The sequence below is a fragment of the Mycobacterium sp. ELW1 genome, from assembly GCF_008329905.1.
In the GTDB taxonomy this organism is placed as follows: domain Bacteria; phylum Actinomycetota; class Actinomycetes; order Mycobacteriales; family Mycobacteriaceae; genus Mycobacterium.
The window spans coordinates 5,960,560-5,976,772 of the sequence record NZ_CP032155.1 but is presented as its reverse complement, the minus strand read 5'-3'; the positions used below and the strand labels follow the sequence as shown (position 1 = coordinate 5,976,772).

Below are 16,213 nucleotides of genomic sequence, written 5' to 3'. Positions count from 1 at the left end.
GCCTGACGCCTGAACCGGTTTCGGCCGAGCCGACGGGGCGCCGCCTGGCCCGGGTGAGCCTCTGGGTGGGCGTCGTGGTGACCGCGGCGCTGTGGACGTGGGGTGCCTGGCAACGCCGCTGGATCGCCGACGACGGTCTGATCGTGCTGCGCACCGTGCGCAACCTGCTGGCCGGCAACGGGCCGGTGTTCAACGCCGGTGAGCGGGTGGAATCCAACACCTCCACGCTCTGGACCTACCTCAATTATCTCGGCGCGCTGATCGCCGGACCGGTGCAGTTGGAGTACGTGGCGTTGGCGCTCGCGCTGAGCTTGTCGGTCGCCGGGGTGGTTCTGATAATGCTCGGCACCGCAAGACTATTCGCGCCCGGCCTGGTGGGTCGCCGGGCCGTGTTGCTGCCCGCCGGGGCGCTGGTCTACATCGCGATCCCGCCCGCGCGGGACTTTGCCACCTCGGGTCTGGAGAACGGCCTGGTGCTGGCCTGGATCGGCGTGCTGTGGTGGATGATGGTCTGCTGGGCGCAGCAACCGCGGCTGCAGCGCGGAGGTCCGGTTTTCACCGCCGCGCTGGCCTTCGTCGCTGGTTTGAGCGTGCTGGTGCGGCCCGAACTCGCCCTGATCGGCGGCCTTGCGTTGGTCATGATGCTCGTCGCGGCCCGCGGCTGGATGAGCCGAGTGATCATCCTGGTCGCCGGTGGCTTGTTCCCGGTGGGCTATCAGATCTTCCGGATGGGTTATTACGCACTGCTTTTCCCGCAGACCGCGCTGGCCAAGGATGCCTCGGGCGACAAGTGGGGGCAGGGTCTGATCTACCTGGCCAACTTCAACCAGCCCTACGCGCTGTGGCTGGCGGCACTGCTGGTGATCGCGCTGGGAGCGGTGGTGGTGGCCGCACGCGATACCTCGTTGCGGGCCGGTGCGCCGGGTCCGTCCGACGACCGCGGTCGACTGGCGCGCAGAATCCAAAGTCCCACTGCCGTAGTGATTTTCATGCTCGTCAGTGGTCTGCTTCAGGCGCTGTACTGGATCAGGCAGGGCGGTGACTTCATGCACGGCCGGGTGTTGCTGACGCCGCTGTTCTGCCTGCTGACTCCGGTCGCGGTGATTCCCGTCGTACTACCCGACACCGTCACCTTCTCCCGCGAACGCGCCACGGTGCTCGCGGGCGCGACGATCGCGCTGTGGCTGGGGTTGGTCGGTTGGTCGCTGTGGGCGGCCAACTCGCCGGGGATGGGCCCCGACGCCACCCGGGTCACCTATACGGGCATCGTCGACGAGCGACGGTTCTACTCCCAGGCCACCGGTCACGCTCACCCGCTGACCGCCGCCGATTACCTCGACTACCCGCGGATGCGCGCTGTCCTGACCGCGATCGCCAATACCCCCGATGGCGCGCTGCTGCTGCCGTCGGGGAACTACGACCAATGGGATGTGGTGCCCGCCTACCCGCCGCCGCCACCTCCGCCGGGTGTTTCGATGGATACCTGGCGCCGCCAAATCGCGCCGCACACAGTCTTTTTCACCAACCTCGGCATGCTCGGGATGAACGTCGGGCTGAACGTGAGGGTGATCGATCAGATCGGTCTGGCCAACCCGATCGCCGCACATACCGCGCGGCTGGAAGACGGCCGGATCGGCCACGACAAGAACCTCTTCCCGGACTGGGCCGTTGCCGAGGGGCCTTGGCTCAAGGAACACCCGTACGTGCCGCCGTATCTCGACGAGGGGTGGATCGCCGAGGCCGGGGTGGCACTGGGGTGCCCCGAGACCGAGGCGATGCTCAATTCCATCCGGGCCCCGCTGGGTATCCGCCGCTTCATGTCAAATGTGTTGCATGCGATCGATTTCACCCCGTATCGCATCGATCGCGTTCCGCAGTATGAGTTGGCGCGTTGCGGTCTTGCGGAGCCGCCGTTGAAGGGCACCCCTTACACGGGCCTGCCTGCCACGGGCCCCTGACCACCCCGGCTGACCGTCCCGTCAGTTTCACAGCCTCGCCGTGGGGCCAAAGTGGGCCGAGTGCAAGATGTTACGTGTGACACACGCCGCTGGTCGGTGACCACGGGCGGAAAGCACCCTTCGGGTGCAGCGGGTTTCACGATTGTGTCGCCGGCGCGGTAGTTTAGTTTGCCAGCCGGGCTCTAGCCGGTAACGCTGCGGTCAGTTTGCGGCGATACACAGGTCAAGTGTGACAGCGCTTGGCAAAACCAATGTCAGTGTCGACAACGGTTCTGCCGTGCCGTAAACGAATGAGTTGAGCAACCGATGGTTCGTGCCGTGAGAGCCTCCCTCGCCGCCGTCCTACTGATGACCGCACTGGCGACGGTGACGGGCGTGGTTCCGCACGCCAAAGCGTTCTCCCGAGAAGGCCTTCCGGTCGAGTACCTCGACGTGTACTCGCCGTCGATGGGCCGCAACATCCGCGTCGAGTTCCAAGGAGCCGCCGCCGGCTCCAAGGCCGTCTACCTGCTCGACGGTCTGCGTGCGCAGGACGACTACAGCGGCTGGGACATCAACACCCCCGCCTTCGAGTGGTTCTACGACTCCGGAGTCTCCGTCGTCATGCCCGTCGGTGGGCAGTCCAGCTTCTACACCGACTGGTACTCGCCGTCGAGCTTCAACAAGCAGCCCTACACCTACAAGTGGGAGACGTTCCTCACCAGCGAGCTCCCGCAGTGGCTGGCCGCCAACAAGCAGGTTTCGTCGACCGGCAACGCCGTCGTCGGCCTGTCGATGTCGGGTGGCGCAGCGCTGACCCTGTCGGCCTATCACCCGCAACAGTTCGTTTACGCAGCCTCGCTGTCGGGCTTCCTCAATCCCTCGGCGCTGCTGATGCAGCAAGCCATTCGGGTCGCCATGCTCGACGCCGGCGGCTACAACGTCGACAACATGTGGGGTCCACCCTGGGATCCGGCGTGGAAGCGCAATGACCCGGTGGTTCAGGCCGCCGCGATCGCGCACAACGGCACCCGGCTGTGGATCTACTGCGCGCCTGGTGGGCAGACCGATCTCGATGTCGGCGCCGACGCGGGCGCGGCGCTGAGCGCCACCAGCCTGGAGTCGATGGCGATCAAGAGCAACAAAGATTTTCAGGCCGCCTACACCGCGGCCGGCGGCACCAACGCGACGTTCGAATTCCCGTCGTCGGGCAACCATTCGTGGCCCTATTGGGGAGCTCAGCTCGCGGCACTAAAACCCGACCTCATCGCCACCATAAACCGGTGAGAGGGCGGTCACGACAACATCTCTGAAGAGGAACGATCACGACACATGTGGTTGACTACCAGGGCACGGCTGCGTGGATCGCATGCGGTGCGGCCCCCGAAAAAGGATGGAAATACATGAAGTTCGTTGAGAAGTTGCGCGGCGTTTGGCTGCGCCGGCTGACAGTCGCTGCCGCGGCTGCCGCCGTGCTGCCCGGCCTGATCGGCGTCGTCGGCGGCTCCGCAACGGCGGGAGCATTCTCCAAGCCCGGCCTCCCGGTCGAGTACCTCGAAGTGCCGTCCGCAGGCATGGGACGCGACATCAAGATTCAGTTCCAGAGCGGCGGGCCCAACTCGCCCGCGGTCTACCTGCTCGACGGTCTGCGTGCGCAGGACGACTTCAACGGCTGGGACATCAACACCCCGGCGTTCGAGTGGTACTACAACTCCGGCCTGTCGGTGGTCATGCCCGTCGGTGGCCAGTCCAGCTTCTACTCGGATTGGTACAAGCCGGCGTGTGGCAAGGCCGGTTGCCAGACCTACAAGTGGGAGACGTTCCTGACCCAGGAGCTGCCCGCATACCTGGCCGCCAACAAGCAGGTCAAGCCGACCGGTAGCGCTGCCGTGGGTCTGTCGATGGCCGGCTCCGCCGCCCTGACCCTGGCGATCTACCACCCCGAGCAGTTCCCCTACGCAGGCGCGCTGTCGGGCTTCCTCAACCTCTCCGAGGGTTGGTGGCCGATGCTGGTGAACCTGTCGATGGGCGATGCCGGTGGCTTCAAGGCCAACGACATGTGGGGACCGACCGAGGATCCGAACAGTGCCTGGAAGCGCAACGACCCGATGGTCAACATCCAGACGCTGATCAACAACAACACCCGCATCTGGATCTACTGCGGTGACGGCAAGCCGTCCGATCTGGACGCCGGAACCAGCAGCGGCAACCTGTTCAACGCGAAGTTCCTGGAGAGCTTCACGCTGCGGACGAACAAGACGTTTCGCGACACCTACCTGGCCAAGGGTGGCACCAACGGGGTGTTCAACTTCCCCGCCAACGGCACCCACCAGTGGAACTACTGGGGCCAGCAGCTGCAGCAGATGAAGCCGGACATCCAGCGCGTGCTCGGCGCCACGCCGACCGCCTGATATCCAGCAGTCGACAATTCACCGACGGCGGCGACCTCCGGGTCGCCGCCGTTGGCGTATCTGAACCAACCGACTAAGCAGTGTGATTCACTACCTGCAGGTGGGGCGGGGCTGTGAAATGCGACGAGTCGACATTGAGGTGACCATGAAGAGTCTGTCGGGCCTGTTTCGGGGAGTGTGCGCCGCGGTTCTGGCGCTGAGCCTGTGGGGCGCGACAGCGCCGACCGGCCACGCGGCCGACGTCGAGTATCTGATGGTGCCGTCGCCGGCCATGGGCCGCGATATCCCGGTTGCCTTCATGGGCGGCGGTCCGCATGCCGTGGTGCTCCTGGACGCGTTCAACGCCGGCGATCCGGTCAGCAACTGGGTCACCGCGGGCAACGCATTCAACACCCTGGCCGGCAAGGGCGTCTCCGTGGTGGCTCCGGCCAGCGGTGCTTTCACCCTCTACACCAACTGGGAGGCTGACGGCACCCGGCAGTGGGAGACCTTCCTGTCCGACGAGCTGCCCAGCTGGCTGGCAGCCAACAAGGGCCTGGCCCCGGGTGGGCACGCCATCGTCGGCGCCGCCCAGGGCGGGCTCGGCGCCATGATGGAGGCGACGTTCCACCCCGATCGCTACCGCTACGCCGGTTCGTTGTCGGGCTTCCTGACCCCGTCGAACACCTTCATGAACGGCGCGATCACCGCCGGTATGAACGAATTCGGCGGCGTGAACACCCAGGCCATGTGGGGTGCGGCGCAGCTCGGCCGGTGGAAGTGGCACGACCCCGAGGTGCACGTGCAGCTGCTGGCCGACAACAACACCCGGCTGTGGGTGTTCAGCCCCCAGACCACGACCTGCAGCGACGTTCCGGCCATGATCGGCTACTGCGACCTGGCCCAGGGCAGCAACCGCACGTTCTATGCGCATTACCGGGCCGTGGGCGGCCGCAACGGCCACTTCGACTTCCCGGCCGGCGGCAATCACGACTGGGGCAACTGGGCCGCGCAGCTGGCCGCGATGTCGGGAGACGTTGCTGCAGCGATCAAATAGCTCGAGGCTGACACCCCAGGTCAGCGCGAACTGTTAACTTTCCGCAATCTTGCGGTGCTCTGGGGCAGCCATGCCCAGCCGGTACCGTGGAGACGTGCAGCGCTCGGTCCATCGTGTGAACGGCAGCGGCGTGAACGCCACCGCTGCGGGCACCGTCCGGCATGCACTGTTGATGGCCGGCCTGCTCGGGTCGGCAACTCTGCTGATGGTGGCCTGCAGCTCCGGTGAGGATCTGGTGACCACCGCCGCGCCACCGCCTACCCAGACCCACGGCGCCGTCCACGGTCACGGTGCGCCGCTGCCGGCGGATGCCGACCTGCAGTCCGCCAAGTTCAATGTCACGCCGGCCCAGCGCGGATTTCTCGATGCGCTCGCTGCCGCCGGCGTACATCCATCGAGTGAGCTGGAAGCACTGAGCATCGGTTCCCACGTCTGCCAGGCCCACGCGGCCGGTCAAAGTGACCAGGCTGTCTGGGACTACATTGCTCCGATGGTGCGCAGTGACGTCGTCGACGCGGGATCGGCGCCGCACACTGCCCCCGATCCGCAGGTGACCGCGGCTACGGCCGACTACATCCGGATCGCCACCCAGCGGCTCTGCTAGCAGGAAGATCACCTCCCCTCAATGGCTCGAAACTCCCGGACAAACGCCCGTCGCCGACGTCACCGCATTCTCGGACTGATCGCCGCCGGCGCCATGGCCGCCGCGGTGGCATTGATCGTCGCGATCATCGTCATCGTCGCGCGCCGGCCCGAAGCGCCGCCGACCGCGGTGCCGCCGACCGCGCTCCCGCCGACCAGTTCACCCGGCCAGCACAAGCCGCGGCCGGAATTCCAGGACGCCAGCTGCCCGGACGTCCAGATGATCGCGATCCCCGGCACCTGGGAGTCGTCGCCGACCGACGATCCGCTGAATCCGACGCAGTTCCCGCGGTCGCTGATCCTCAACGTCACCGCGCCGATCGCCAGCGAGTTCGGCCGGGACCGCGTCGAGGTGTACACCGTTCCCTACACCGCGCAGTTCCACAATCCGCTGTCGCAGGACAACCAGATGTCCTACAACGACAGTCGCGCCGAAGGTACCCGCAACGCGGTCAAGGCCATGACCGACATGAACAACCGTTGCCCGCTGACCAGTTACGTCATCGCCGGTTTCTCGCAGGGCGCGGTGATCGGCGGTGACCTCGCCAGCGATATCGGCAACGGGCGCGGCCCGGTCGACGAGGACCTGGTGCTGGGTGTGACGTTGATCGCCGACGGCCGTCGCCAGGAAGGCGTCGGGCAGGACATCGGCCCCAACCCGCCGGGCGAAGGCGCCGAGATCACGCTGCAGGAAGTCCCGGTGTTGTCCGCGATGGGCCTGACCATGACGGGGCCGCGGCCGGGTGGCTTCGGTGCGCTCAACAACCGGACCAATCAGATCTGTGCCTCCGGCGATCTGATCTGCGCTGCCCCGCAGCAAGCGTTCAACATCACGAATCTGCCGACCACACTTGATGTATTGGCCGGCGGCGCCGGACAACCCGTGCACGCGCTCTACAACACGCCGCAGTTCTGGAACCTCGACGGGCAAACGTCCACGCAGTGGACACTGAATTGGGCGCGCAATCTGATCGAGAACGCGCCACATCCAAAACATGGGTGACGTGGGAGCTTCGTCGGCCGATGGATTTGGCCGCCGCCGCGACTACGCCTAACATTAAGAAGAAAATAAGAGCTGCATGCGTCAGTTGTCGGTCCGGCGTCCACACGTCCGAGCCGACAGGGCGCCGGCCCACAGGGCCACCGAGGTCCCCGATGGATCTTGGATGGATCGGTACGATCTGTGAGGTTTGGGGCCCTAGACGCAGGGCGAACGGTGGCGCGACGTCGTGCGCGGCCGCCGCAGGGCCCGACACAGATGTGTTCTGACAGGAGACTGGTATGCCGTTCCACAACCCGTTCATCAAGAACGGACTGATCACCTTCCCCGAGGGCGCCAGCGTGATCAAGCACGTGGAGCGCTGGGCCAAGGTTCGCGGCGACAAGATCGCCTACCGCTTCCTGGATTTCTCCGTCGAACGTGACGGCGTCGTCCGCGAACTGACGTGGGCCGACTTCGGCGCCCGAAATCGCGCCGTCGCCGCCCGCCTGCAGCAGGTCACCCAGCCCGGCGACCGAGTCGCCATCCTGTGCCCACAGAACCTCGACTACCTGGTCGCGTTCTTCGGCACCATGTACTCCGGTCGCATCGCCGTCCCGCTGTTCGATCCGGCCGAGCCCGGCCACGTCGGCCGGTTGCACGCCGTGCTGGACGACTGCGGTGCGTCGGCGATCCTGACCACCACCGACTCCGCCGAGGGTGTGCGCAAGTTCTTCCGCAGCCGCCCGGCCAAGGAGCGCCCCCGCGTCATCGCCGTCGACGCGGTCCCTGACGAGGTCGGCGCGACGTGGGAGCCCTTCAACGCGGTGGACGCGGACACCGTCGCCTACCTGCAGTACACCTCGGGTTCCACCCGGATTCCGAGCGGCGTGCAGATCACTCACCTGAACCTGGCCACCAACGTGGTGCAGGTGATCGAGGCGCTCGAGGGTGAGGAAGGCGACCGCGGTGTCTCCTGGCTGCCGTTCTTCCACGACATGGGTCTGGTCACCGCGCTGCTGCCGGCGATGATCGGCCACTACTTCACGTTCATGACACCCGCCGCGTTCGTCCGCCGGCCTGGTCGCTGGATCCGGGAGCTGGCCTATCGCGAGGGCGATACCGGGGGCACCATCTCGGTGGCCCCGAACTTCGCGTTCGACCACGCCGCGGCACGTGGCGTGCCCAAGGACGACGAAGAGCCGCTGGATCTGTCCAGGGTGAAGGCCATCCTCAACGGAAGCGAGCCGATCTCGGCCGCCACTGTGCAGCGCTTCAACGATGCGTTCAGTCCGTTCGGATTCCAGCCCAAGGCCATCAAGCCGTCCTACGGCCTGGCCGAGGCGACCCTGTTCGTCTCGACCACACCGGCGGCAGAAGAGCCCAAGATCGTCTCGGTCGACCGGGATCAGCTGAACAGTGGCACGTTCGTCGTGGTGCCCGACGATTCGCCCACGGCGGTCGCACAGGCCTCGGCGGGCAAGGTCGGCGTCGCCGAATGGGCGGTGATCGTCGACAACGACGCCGCCACCGAGCTGCCCGACGGACAGATCGGCGAGATCTGGATCAGCGGTCAGAACATGGGCACCGGTTACTGGAACAAGCCCGACGAGAGCATCGCGACATTCCAGAACATCCTCAAGTCGCGGACCAGCCCGTCGCACGCCGAAGGTGCCGCCGACGACGCGACCTGGGTGCGCACCGGCGACCTGGGTGCCTTCCACGACGGCGAGCTCTACATCACCGGCCGGGTCAAGGATCTGGTGATCATCGACGGCCGCAACCACTACCCGCAGGACCTGGAGTACTCCGCCCAGGAGGCCACCAAGGCCGTGCGGACCGGCTTCGTCGCCGCGTTCTCGGTGCCGGCCAACCAGTTGCCCGACGAGGTGTTCGACAACGCCCACGCCGGGCTCAAGCGGGACCCCAGCGACAGCTCCGAGCAACTGGTGATCGTCGCGGAGCGCGCACCCGGTTCCCACAAGATGGAGATGGGGCCCATCTCCGACGACATCCGTGCGGCCATCGCGGTACGCCACGGCGTCACGGTCCGCGACGTACTGCTCACCCCGGCGGGCGCGATCCCGCGCACCTCCAGCGGCAAGATCGGCCGGCGAGCCTGCCGGTCGGCGTACCTCGACGGCACCCTGCGCAGCGGGAAGGTGGCCAATGCCTTCCCTGACGAATCGGAATGACGATCGAAGGAAAGACTCGACCGATGAAGGGGAGATTGCCCCTTCGCACGAGCTGAGGCCTCATGTCTGAATCACACACGCCCGAAACGCCCGAAACGCCCAACACTCCCGCCCGCACCGACATGACGGTGCCGGAGATGCGCGAATGGTTGCGCAACTGGGTGGCCAATGCGACCGGGCAGGCGCCCGACGCGGTCGACGAGTCCACCCCGATGGTGGAGTTGGGGCTGTCCTCGCGGGACGCGGTCGCCATGGCCAGCGATATCGAAGATCTCACCGGTGTGACGCTGACCGCGACGGTGGCCTTCCGCCACCCGACCATCGAGTCGCTCGCCACGGTGATCATCGAAGGTGAGCCCGAGGTCGAGTTCGACGCCGACGGCGAGGATTGGTCGCGTGCCGCCGATGTCGAGGACATCGCGATCGTCGGCGTCGCCACCCGGTTCCCCGGGGACCTGAACACGCCGGGCGAAATGTGGCAGGCGCTGCTCGAGGGCCGCGACGCGATCACCGACCTGCCCGAGGGTCGCTGGTCGGAGTTCCTCGCCGAGCCGCGCATCGCCGAACGCGTTGCCAAGGCCGCCACCCGCGGTGGCTACCTCACCGACATCAAGGGCTTCGACGCCGAGTTCTTCGCGCTGTCGAAGATGGAAGCCGACAACATCGACCCGCAGCAGCGGATGGCGCTCGAGCTCACCTGGGAGGCGCTCGAGAACGCCCGCATCCCCGCGTCCAGCCTGCGCGGCGCCAACGTCGGTGTCTACATCGGCTCGACCAACAACGACTACCAGTTCCTCGCCGTGGCCGATCCGACCACCGCGCACCCGTATGCGATCACCGGCACGACAAGCTCGATCATCCCCAACCGGGTGTCCTACTTCTACGACTTCCGCGGTCCCTCAATGTCTTTGGACACCGCGTGCTCGAGCTCGCTGGTCGCGACCCATCAGGGTGTGAGGGCGCTGCGGTCCGGTGAGACCGATGTGGCGCTGGTCGGCGGTGTGAACGCGATGATCACCCCGCTGGCGACCATCGGCTTCGACGAGGTCGGCGGTGTGCTCGCACCCGACGGCCGGATCAAGTCGTTCTCGTCTGATGCCGACGGCTATTCGCGCTCCGAGGGCGGCGGCATGCTGGTGCTCAAGCGGGTGAGCGACGCCCGCCGCGACGGTGACGAGATCCTCGCGATCATCGCGGGCAGTGCGGTCAACCATGACGGCCGGTCCAACGGCATGCTTGCGCCCAACCCGGACGCGCAGGCGGAGGTGCTTCGCAAGGCCTACAAGGACGCCGGAATCAACCCGCGCACCGTGGATTACGTCGAGGCGCACGGAACCGGAACGATTCTGGGTGACCCGATGGAGGCCGACGCACTCGGTCGCGTCATCGGTCGCGGCCGTTCCGCGGATCAGCCTGCATTGCTGGGTGCGGTGAAGTCCAACCTCGGTCACCTGGAGTCGGCCGCTGGTGCGGCCAGCCTGGCCAAGGTGGCATTGTCGTTGAGCCGCAACAAGATTCCGCCGTCGATCAACTACGCCGGCCCCAACCCGTACATCGACTTCGACGCGATCCGGCTGCGGGTGGTCGAGAAGGTCACCGACTGGCCCCGCTACAGCGGCCATGCGATCGCCGGTGTCTCCGGATTCGGTTTCGGCGGCGCCAACGCCCACCTGGTGGTGCGCGAGGTGTTGCCGTCGGATCTGGTTGAACCGCAGGAGGAATCCGCACCGGTCGACGAGAACGGCGCGGCCAACGCCGACGCCGTCTATGTCGGCGGGGTCCGGATGGACGAGTACGGCGAGTTCGTCAACGCCGAGGACGAGGATGTGGCCGAGGAGTATGCGTCGGCCGTCGCATACGACGACGAGCCGGATTTGCCCGGTCTGACCGATGAGGCGCTGGAGCTGATCGAGGCCGCACGCGCCGAGTGGGAGGCGTCGGAGAAGCCTGTTCCCGTTGTGCCGCTGGCTATTTCGGGCTTCCTGACCTCGCGCAAACGCGCGGCAGCGGCTGAGCTGGCAGACTGGATCGACAGCCCGGCGGGCCGCGCGGCGTCGCTGGAGTCCATCGGCCGTTCGCTGTCGCGGCGCAATCACGGCCGTTCGCGCGCCGTCGTGATGGCGCACGATCACGATGAGGCGATCAAGGGCCTGCGCGCCATCGCCGACGGCAAGCAGAGTCCGCTGGTGTACAGCGCCGACGGCCCGGTCACCAATGGACCGGTGTGGGTGCTGGCCGGATTCGGTGCCCAGCATCGCAAGATGGGCAAGAGCCTGTATCTGCGCGAGCCGGTGTTCGCCGAGTGGATCAACAAGGTCGACGCGCACATCCAGGACGAGCGCGGCTACTCGGTCGTCGAGCTGATCCTCGACGACGCGATCGACTACACCAACGAGACCTGCGAATACCCCATCGAAGTGGTCCAGACGGTGATCTTCGCGATCCAGATCGCCCTCGGCGAACTACTCAAGCACCATGGCGCGAAACCCGGTGCGGTGGTGGGACAGTCGCTCGGTGAGGCGGCCGCCGCCTACTTCTCCGGCGGCCTGTCGCTGGCCGACGCCACCCGCACCATCTGCTCGCGCGCACACCTCATGGGTGAAGGCGAGGCGATGCTGTTCGGTGAGTACATCCGGCTGATGGCGCTGGTCGAGTACTCGGCCGACGAGATCAAGACGGTGTTCTCCGATTACCCGGGCCTGGAGGTGTGCGTCTACGCCGCCCCCACCCAGACGGTCATCGGCGGGCCGCCGGATCAGATCGACGCGATCATCGCCCGCGCCGAATCCGAGGGCAAGTTCGCCCGCAAGCTCCAGACCAAGGGCGCCAGCCACACTCAGCAGATGGACCCGCTGCTCGGTGAGCTGTCCGCCGAGATCCAGGGCATCGAGGCGCGGCCGCTGCACACCGGCTACTTCTCGACTGTGCACGAGGGCAGCTACATCCGTCCGGGCGGCGAGCCGATCCACGATGTGGAGTACTGGAAGAAGGGACTGCGGCACAGCGTCTACTTCACCCACGGCATTCGCAACGCCGTCGACAACGGCCACACCACGTTCCTTGAGCTGGCGCCGAACCCGGTGGCGCTCATGCAGGTTGGTCTGACCACCGCAGCCGCCGGACTGCATGACGGGCAGTTGATCGCGACGCTGGCCCGTAAGCAGGACGAGGTCGAGTCGATGCTGGCCGCGATGGCGCAGCTCTACGTCTACGGGCACGATCTCGATTTCCGGACTCTCTTTGATTCGGGTGAGTACGCCGACATTCCGCCCACCCGGTTCAAGCGCAAGCCGTATTGGCTGGACGCACAGTTCACCGGCGACAGCTCGGTGATGATGCCGGGCAACCACGTGGCCACCCCCGACGGTCGGCACGTCTGGGAGTACTCGCCGAAGGGGCAGGCCGACCTGGCTGCACTGGTGAAATCTGCTGCGGCACAGGTTCTTCCGGACGCCAAGCTGACGGCATCCGAGCAGCGCGCGGTGCCTGGGGACGGCGCCCGCCTGGTCACCACGCTGACCCGCCATCCGGGCGGCGCCTCGGTGCAGGTGCATGCGCGGATCGACGAGTCCTTCACGCTGGTCTATGACGCCGTCGTCACCCGGGGCGGCGCGGTGTCGGCTCTGCCGTCCGCGGTCGCCACCGGTGTCGCGGTCACCACTCCGGCCACCGAGGTCCCCACCGACGAGCCGGGCGATGACGCGGAAATCTTGCAGGACAACCTGACCGCGGGTGCCGGCCTGGCCGCCGGCTTTGCCAAGTGGTCGCCGGATTCGGGTGAGACCATCGGCCAGCGACTGGGCGCGATCGTCGGCGGCGCCATGGGTTACGAGCCCGAGGACCTGCCGTGGGAGGTCCCGCTGATCGAGCTGGGCCTGGATTCGCTGATGGCGGTGCGGATCAAGAACCGCGTCGAGTACGACTTCGATATGCCGCCGATTCAGTTGACGGCGGTGCGCGACGCCAATCTCTACGCCGTCGAGAAGCTCATCGAATACGCGATCGAGCACCGTGACGAAGTCGAGGCACTGGCCGAGAGTCAGAAGGGCAAGACGGCCGAGGAGATCGCCGCCGCCCAGGCCGAGCTGATGGGCGGCGCCAGCACGGTCGCCGAACTCGAGGCCAAGCTCGCCGAGGCCGGTCACCCGATCGCGACCGAGACCGAGGCGCAGGCCGAGCCGAATATCCCACCGCCACCGACAGATCCGGCCGGCCCGGGCGCGAAGTCCACTGCTGCGGCAGCGGCTGCCAAGGTCCTGACCCAGGAGGCTGTCACCGAAGCCCTCGGCGCCGACGTGCCGCCCCGCGATGCCGCGGAGCGGGTGACGTTCGCGACGTGGGCAATCGTCACCGGCAAGTCGCCTGGCGGCATCTTCAACGAGCTGCCCGCCGTCACCGACGAGACCGCCACCAAGCTGGCCGACCGGCTCTCCGAGCGCGCCGAAGGCACGATCAGTGTCGACGACGTGAAGTCCGCCACGACGATCGAGGCACTGGCCACCATCGTGCGGGCCCAGCTCGAAGACGGTGTGGTCGACGGGTTCGTCCGTATCCTGCGTGCCCCGAAAGAGGGCAGCACGCACGTGCCGGTGTTCGTGTTCCACCCGGCCGGCGGGTCGACCGTGGTCTACGAGCCGCTGCTCAAGCGGCTACCCGCTGACACCCCGGTCTACGGTCTGGAGCGCGTCGAGGGCTCCATCGAGGAGCGTGCGGCCGAGTACGTGCCCAAGCTGATGGAGATCGGCGGCAAGGGCCCCTACATCCTCACCGGCTGGTCGCTGGGCGGGGCGCTGGCCTACGCCTGCGCGGTAGGCCTCAAGCGCAACGGCTGCGACGTCCGCTTCGTCGGTCTGATCGACACGGTGCGCGCCGGCGAGGAGGTGCCGCAGACCAAGGAGGAGATCCGGGCCCGCTGGGACCGCTACGCGGTGTTCGCCTCGCGGACCTTCAACGTCGAGATCCCCGAAATCCCTTACGAGCAGCTCGAACAACTCGACGACGAAGGTCAGGTGCGGTTCGTCCTGGACACCGTCAAAGAGGCGGGGGTCGACATCCCCGGCGGCATCATCGAGCACCAGCGGACGTCCTACCTGGACAACCGGGCCCTGGATACCGCCAACATCGAGCCCTACGACGGACACGTCACGCTCTACATGGCGGACCGCTATCACGACGACGCGATCATGTTCGAACCGCGCTACGCCGTCCGCCAGCCTGACGGTGGCTGGGGTGAGTTCGTGTCGGACCTGGAGATCGTGCCCATCGGGGGCGAGCACATCCAGGCCATCGACGAGCCGTACATCGCCAAGGTCGGGGCTCATCTGAGCGAAGCGATCAACCGTATCGACGCCGAGGAGAACGAGTCCAAGTGACTGCTGTAACCACTGCCGAAAAGCTCGCCGAACTCCGCGAAAAGCTGGAGCTCGCCAAGGAACCGGGCGGTGAGGCGGTCGCCGCGAAGCGCGACAAACGCGGAATCCCCAGTCCCCGGGCCCGAATCAACGCGCTGCTGGATCCGGGCAGCTTCCTCGAGATCGGCGCATTGGCCCGCACCCCGGGTGATCCGAATGCGTTGTACGGCGACGGTGTGGTCACCGGGCACGGCACCATCAATGGTCGTCCGGTCGGTGTGTTCAGCCACGACTACACCGTGTTCGGTGGCTCGGTGGGAGAGATGTTCGGCCGCAAGGTTTCCCGCCTGATGGAGTGGGTGGCGATGGTCGGCTGCCCGATCATCGGTATCAACGACTCCGGTGGCGCCCGCATCCAGGACCTGGCCACGTCCTTGGCCTGGTACGCCGAGCTCGGCCGTCGCCATGAGCTGCTCAGCGGTCTGGTTCCGCAGATCTCGATCATCCTGGGCAAGTGCGCCGGCGGTGCCGTGTACTCGCCGATCCAGACCGACCTCATCGTGGCCGTGCGCGACCAGGGCTACATGTTCGTCACCGGTCCGGACGTCATCAAGGACGTCACCGGTGAGGATGTCACCCTCGATGAACTCGGCGGCGCTGACGCGCAGGCCAAGTACGGCAACATCCATCAGGTCGTCGACAGCGAGAAGGACGCGTTCACCTACGTCCGCGACTATCTGCAGTTCTTGCCCGCCAACACGTTTGACGATGCCCCGGTGATCAATCCGGGTCTGGAGCCGGAAATCACTCCGCACGATCTGGAACTCGACAGCCTCGTGCCGGACGCCGACAACACCGCCTACGACATGCACGAGATCCTGCTGCGGATCTTCGACGACGGTGACTTCCTCGAGGTCGCCGCGCAAGCAGGCCAGGCAATCATCACCGGATTCGCCCGCGTCGACGGCCGTCCCGTCGGGGTGATCGCCAACCAGCCGATGCACATGTCCGGCGCCATCGACAACGAGGCGTCCGACAAGGCCGCCCGGTTCGTGCGGTTCTGCGACGCGTTCAACACCCCACTGGTCTTCGTCGTCGACACCCCGGGCTTCCTGCCCGGTGTGGAGCAGGAGAAGAACGGCATCATCAAGCGCGGCGGCCGGTTCCTCTACTCCGTCGTGGAGGCCGACGTGCCGAAGGTGACCATCACCATCCGCAAGTCCTATGGCGGCGCATATGCGGTGATGGGTTCCAAGCAGCTGACGGCTGACTTCAACTTCCTGTGGCCGACGGCGCGCATCGCCGTGATCGGCGCCGAAGGTGCGGCCCAGCTGATCGTGAAGCGATTCCCCGACCCCAAGGCCCCTGAAGTGCAGGAGATCAGGCGCCAGTTCATCGAGGGGTACAACCGCGACATGGCTACCCCGTACGTGGCTGCCGAGCGCGGTTATGTCGACGCGGTGATCGAGCCGCACCAGACTCGCCTGCAGCTGCGTAGCGCCATGCGGATTCTGCGTGACAAGCAGATCCTGCGCGTGCAGCGCAAGCATGGTCTGATCCCGATCTAACCCGCCTCGGGGTTATCCCCAGGGTTTACTCACACCTGTGTAATTCGCCCGCGCGGACGCCGGCCGATGGCAAAGTTGACGAAACGTCGGTGAT

Annotated in this window: 9 protein-coding genes; all 9 read left to right on the top strand. The window is 66.5% G+C overall.

Going from position 1 to position 16,213, the window contains the following annotated elements:
• Positions 1-2: 2 nt before the first annotated feature.
• The 9 genes from aftB (at position 3) to D3H54_RS28650 (ending at position 16,119) form a co-directional block, all read left to right on the top strand.
• Positions 3-1,958: a terminal beta-(1->2)-arabinofuranosyltransferase gene (aftB, locus tag D3H54_RS28690; protein ID WP_149383808.1), complete on the top strand. Its 1,956-nt coding sequence runs from the start codon at positions 3-5 to the stop codon at positions 1,956-1,958.
• Between the two features lie 306 nt (positions 1,959-2,264).
• Positions 2,265-3,224, top strand: coding sequence for an esterase family protein (locus tag D3H54_RS28685; protein WP_149383065.1), 960 nt, complete (start codon positions 2,265-2,267; stop codon positions 3,222-3,224).
• Between the two features lie 116 nt (positions 3,225-3,340).
• Positions 3,341-4,348: an esterase family protein gene (locus D3H54_RS28680; RefSeq protein ID WP_149383064.1), complete on the top strand. Its 1,008-nt coding sequence runs from the start codon at positions 3,341-3,343 to the stop codon at positions 4,346-4,348.
• 145 nt (positions 4,349-4,493) lie between these two features.
• Positions 4,494-5,384 carry an alpha/beta hydrolase-fold protein gene (locus D3H54_RS28675; RefSeq protein ID WP_149383063.1) on the top strand — a complete coding sequence of 297 codons (891 nt, stop codon included), beginning with the start codon at positions 4,494-4,496 and terminating at the stop codon, positions 5,382-5,384.
• A gap of 94 nt (positions 5,385-5,478) precedes the next feature.
• Positions 5,479-5,988: a DUF732 domain-containing protein gene (locus tag D3H54_RS28670; RefSeq protein WP_286199034.1), complete on the top strand. Its 510-nt coding sequence runs from the start codon at positions 5,479-5,481 to the stop codon at positions 5,986-5,988.
• A gap of 21 nt (positions 5,989-6,009) precedes the next feature.
• Positions 6,010-7,029, top strand: coding sequence for a carboxylesterase Culp6 (culp6, locus tag D3H54_RS28665; RefSeq protein ID WP_149383062.1), 1,020 nt, complete (start codon positions 6,010-6,012; stop codon positions 7,027-7,029).
• A gap of 278 nt (positions 7,030-7,307) precedes the next feature.
• Positions 7,308-9,200: a long-chain-fatty-acid--AMP ligase FadD32 gene (fadD32, locus tag D3H54_RS28660; protein WP_149383061.1), complete on the top strand. Its 1,893-nt coding sequence runs from the start codon at positions 7,308-7,310 to the stop codon at positions 9,198-9,200.
• 62 nt (positions 9,201-9,262) lie between these two features.
• On the top strand, positions 9,263-14,572 hold the full coding sequence (gene pks13 / locus D3H54_RS28655; RefSeq protein WP_168214998.1) for a polyketide synthase Pks13: 5,310 nt from the start codon (positions 9,263-9,265) through the stop codon (positions 14,570-14,572).
• Positions 14,569-16,119: an acyl-CoA carboxylase subunit beta gene (locus tag D3H54_RS28650; RefSeq protein WP_149383060.1), complete on the top strand. Its 1,551-nt coding sequence runs from the start codon at positions 14,569-14,571 to the stop codon at positions 16,117-16,119. The genes pks13 and D3H54_RS28650 overlap by 4 nt, the downstream gene beginning before the upstream one ends.
• The last annotated feature ends 94 nt before the right edge of the window (positions 16,120-16,213 follow it).

What these genes read in the sequence shown, in the direction of transcription:
- D3H54_RS28685 (WP_149383065.1), top strand. Translation starts at nt 2,265, where the DNA reads ATGGTTCGTGCCGTGAGAGCCTCCCTCGCCGCCGTCCTACTGATGACC.
- D3H54_RS28680 (WP_149383064.1), top strand. Translation starts at nt 3,341, where the DNA reads ATGAAGTTCGTTGAGAAGTTGCGCGGCGTTTGGCTGCGCCGGCTGACA.
- D3H54_RS28675 (WP_149383063.1), top strand. Translation starts at nt 4,494, where the DNA reads ATGAAGAGTCTGTCGGGCCTGTTTCGGGGAGTGTGCGCCGCGGTTCTG.
- culp6 (WP_149383062.1), top strand. Translation starts at nt 6,010, where the DNA reads ATGGCTCGAAACTCCCGGACAAACGCCCGTCGCCGACGTCACCGCATT.
- fadD32 (WP_149383061.1), top strand. Translation starts at nt 7,308, where the DNA reads ATGCCGTTCCACAACCCGTTCATCAAGAACGGACTGATCACCTTCCCC.
- pks13 (WP_168214998.1), top strand. Translation starts at nt 9,263, where the DNA reads ATGTCTGAATCACACACGCCCGAAACGCCCGAAACGCCCAACACTCCC.